This window comes from Frankia sp. CcWB2, assembly GCF_977927585.1.
Genome location: NZ_CDWRCM010000040.1, coordinates 1 through 3269 on the forward strand (window position 1 = coordinate 1; position 3269 = coordinate 3269).

A 3269-nucleotide genomic window follows, 5' to 3' on the forward strand; every position below is an offset into this window, starting at 1 on the left:
TCGAAGCCGGCGAGGAAGTCGTCGGTGTACTCGTCGGTGATCAGCCCACAGGAGATCATCGCGTTCCACTCGCCGATGCTGTGGCCGCCGACGAGGTCCGGGGTGATCCCGAGCCGCCGCAGCGCCACATCGAGGATCCGGCCGACCTCAACGCTCGCGACGCCATGCCGGCCGAGCATCCCGGTGTCGTCGAGGGCCGGCTTCGTCAGCCCGAAATGTTCGCAGACGTCGTCGATCCGCGGGGTGAACTTGTCCTCCAGGCCGCAGAACAGGAAGGCGGTCTGCGCCGGGGAGTCCCCACCCGGCCGCGCGGGGGCGAACATCCCCGCCGGGGTGAACCACAGGTCGTTGCGTCCCCGCCAGGGGGTGCCGCGCTCGACGACGGTGCGGGCGAGCGCCAGCCGACGGGCGGTCGGCGCGACCAGGGCCAGCCGCCACGGCCCACCGGTCGGCGGGGCCGCGGCGTCGTCGCGGGCGAGCAGTTCCGCGTCCGGGACGTCGAGCTGGGCCAGCAGGTCAGCCGCGTCGGCCCCGGCGAACAGCAGCACCGGTTCGGCGTCCGGATCGACGTCCGGGTCGGCCGCCCGGTCCACCGTGGTCACCGCCGGGGCGGCGAACGTACGGGCCGCCGTCACCGCCGCAGGTGCCGGCGCCTCCTCCAGCACCAGATGGGCGTTGATGCCGCCGAACCCGAAGGCGTTGACCCCCGCTCGGCGGGGACCGCCGCCGGCCGGGGTGTCCCACTCGACGGCGGCGCGCACCGGCGCGAACCGGCTGCCCGCGAACGCCGGATGCGGCTCGTCGCAGTGCAGCGTGGGCGGCAGGACCCGGTGGTGCAGCGCCAGCGCGGTCTTGATCAGAGCGGCCGCGCCCGCGGCCGGCATCGCGTGACCGATCATGGACTGGACGGAACCGATCCCGATGTCCGCCCGCCCCGGCCCGGCCGGCCCGGCCGGCGCGGTGCCGAAGATCCGGCCGAGGGTGGCGAGCTCCACAGCGTCGCCAGTGGGGGTGGCCGTGCCGTGCGCCTCGACGAGGCCGATCGCACCCGGCGCCGTCGGGTCGAGCCCGGCATCCGCCCAGACCCGGCGGACGGCGAGCGTCTGGCCTTCGACCGCCGGGGCCATCAGCGAGGCGGACCGGCCGTCACTGGACGTGGCCGATCTCCGCAGCACCGCGTAGATCCGGTCGCCGTCGCGCTCGGCGTCGGCGAGCCGCTTGAGGACGACCATACCGACGCCCTCGCCGATGAGGATGCCGTCGGCCCGCCGGTCGAAGGGACGGATGATCTCACTCGGGGACAACGCCCGCAGCAGGGTGAAGACGCTCCAGAACGACGCCTCGTGCACGATGTGGGCGCCACCTACAATCATCGCGTCGGTCCGGCCGGACCCGAGGTCGCTCATCGCCATGTCGACGGCGATGAGCGATGACGCGCAGGCCCCGTCCACGGTGTAGGCGGGTCCGCGCAGGTCGAGCCGGTTGGCGATGCGGGAGGCGGCGAGGTTCGGCACCAGCCCGATGGACGCCTCGGGGCGCTGCGGTCCGAGCTGGGCGACGAACGCCTCCCGGACCCGTTCGACGGCCTCGGCCGGCAGGTCGGGCAGGATCTCGCGCAGCGTCGTGACAATCTGGCGGGAGGTGCGCACCCGCTGTTCGAGCTTGGCGACCCCGGGACCGACGTAGCCGCCGCGGCCGAGCACCACCCCGACACGCTCGGCGTCCCCCAGCCGCTCGGGACCGCCGGCGTCCGTGATCGCCGCGGCGGCGAGCCGCAGGGACAGCAACTGGTCGGGTTCGGTCCAGTCGACGGCGAGCGGCATGATGCCGAACGCGGCCGGGTCGAACGACGCGAACTCCTCGACGAAACCGCCACGCCGGCAGTAAAAGGCGTCGCCCGCACCGCCCGCACCGCCCGGTCCACCCGCACCGCCCGGTCCGGCGCCGGGACGGTCACCGCGGGGCGGGTCGGGGCGGAACAGGTCGGGGCGGAAGTAGTCGTCGACGTCGAAACGCTCCGGCGACACCTCCCGGATCGCGTCGACGCCCCCGACGATGTTGCCCCAGAAGGTGCCGAGGTCGCCGGCGCCGGGGAACAGCGCCGCCATCCCGACCAGGGCGATGGGTGGGGCGCCGCCCCCGGGCGCAGGCCGGGATCCCGACGCCGACCGCCCCCCCGGCCCGGCACCGGGCTCAGGCATCGAACGACTCCACCGAGGCGCACATGTAGACGACCTGCGCGGGCGTGCCCGCCGGAGCGGCCAGCTCCCGCAGCAGGGCGGCCACCCCGTCGGCGGGATCGATCAGGCCGATGCCACGGCGCGCGTACTCCCGGGCAAGCTCCGGGGAGACCATCCCACCACCGGCCACACCGGCCACACCGGCCGCACCGGCCACCGCGCCCCCGGCCACCGCGGGGGCCGGTCCGCCGGCCCGTGCCACGAAGTCCCGCGCCGATCCCCAGGGACCCCAGTCGACCTGACCACCCGGCCGGCGAAGCGGCCCGCACAGGCACCGGCGAGCGTGTCCAGGGCGTCGTTCGCGGCGGCGTAGTCGACCTGGCTGCGGTTGCCGAAGACGCCCGCGACACTCCCGAACAGGGCGACGAAGCCGACGTCGTCCCGCAGCGCCGCCAGCAGCGCCCGGGCACCCTCGATCTTCGTTCGGTACACCTGGTCGAACGACTCGGGCGTCTTATCCCGCAGGAGCCGGTCCGCCAGGATGCCCGCGCCGTGCACCACGCCGTCGAGGCGACCGTGGCGGGCGTAGACGTCGGCCACGACCAAGGCAACAGCGGCACCGTCACGCACGTCCACCGCGTGGTAACGCACCGACGAGGCCAGCCGGCCAAGAACCTCCAGCGTGGTGCGCACCTCCCGCTCGGCGAGCAACCGGGCGACCTGGGACTCGATCTCGGCCGGCCGGCGGACGCCGGTGGCGACGAGCGCGCGGCGCAGCGCCGGGGCGTCGAGCGCATCCGCCGTCACCGGATCCTCCGGTCCGGTGGGCGGTGGGGTGCGCCCGATCAACTCGATGGCGCAGCCGCTGCGCCGGGCGAGCTCCACGGCGACGGCCGCCGTGATACCCCGCGCGCCACCGGTGAGCAGCACCACCGAGGAGGGGCCGAGCCCGGCGGGCAGTTCGCCTGCGTAGCCCGCCGCACCCACGTCGCCGACTTCGCCGACTTCGCCCGCGACGCCCAGCTCCACCGGCCGGATCCGCGGGGTCGCGCGGACCCCGTCACGGTAGCCCACCACGGACGGCCCGCC

The 3269-nt window shown here is 75.1% G+C and carries 1 protein-coding gene and 1 pseudogene; both read right to left on the bottom strand.

What is annotated here, in order from left to right:
- Window positions 1-2201, bottom strand: a 2201-nt coding sequence (locus ACY45C_RS06570) for a beta-ketoacyl [acyl carrier protein] synthase domain-containing protein (protein ID WP_462186751.1), incomplete at its 3' end; no start/stop codon positions are given.
- Window positions 2194-3269, bottom strand: a pseudogene (locus ACY45C_RS06575) (SDR family NAD(P)-dependent oxidoreductase); the annotation flags it as partial. The pseudogene ACY45C_RS06575 and the gene ACY45C_RS06570, both read right to left, overlap by 8 nt.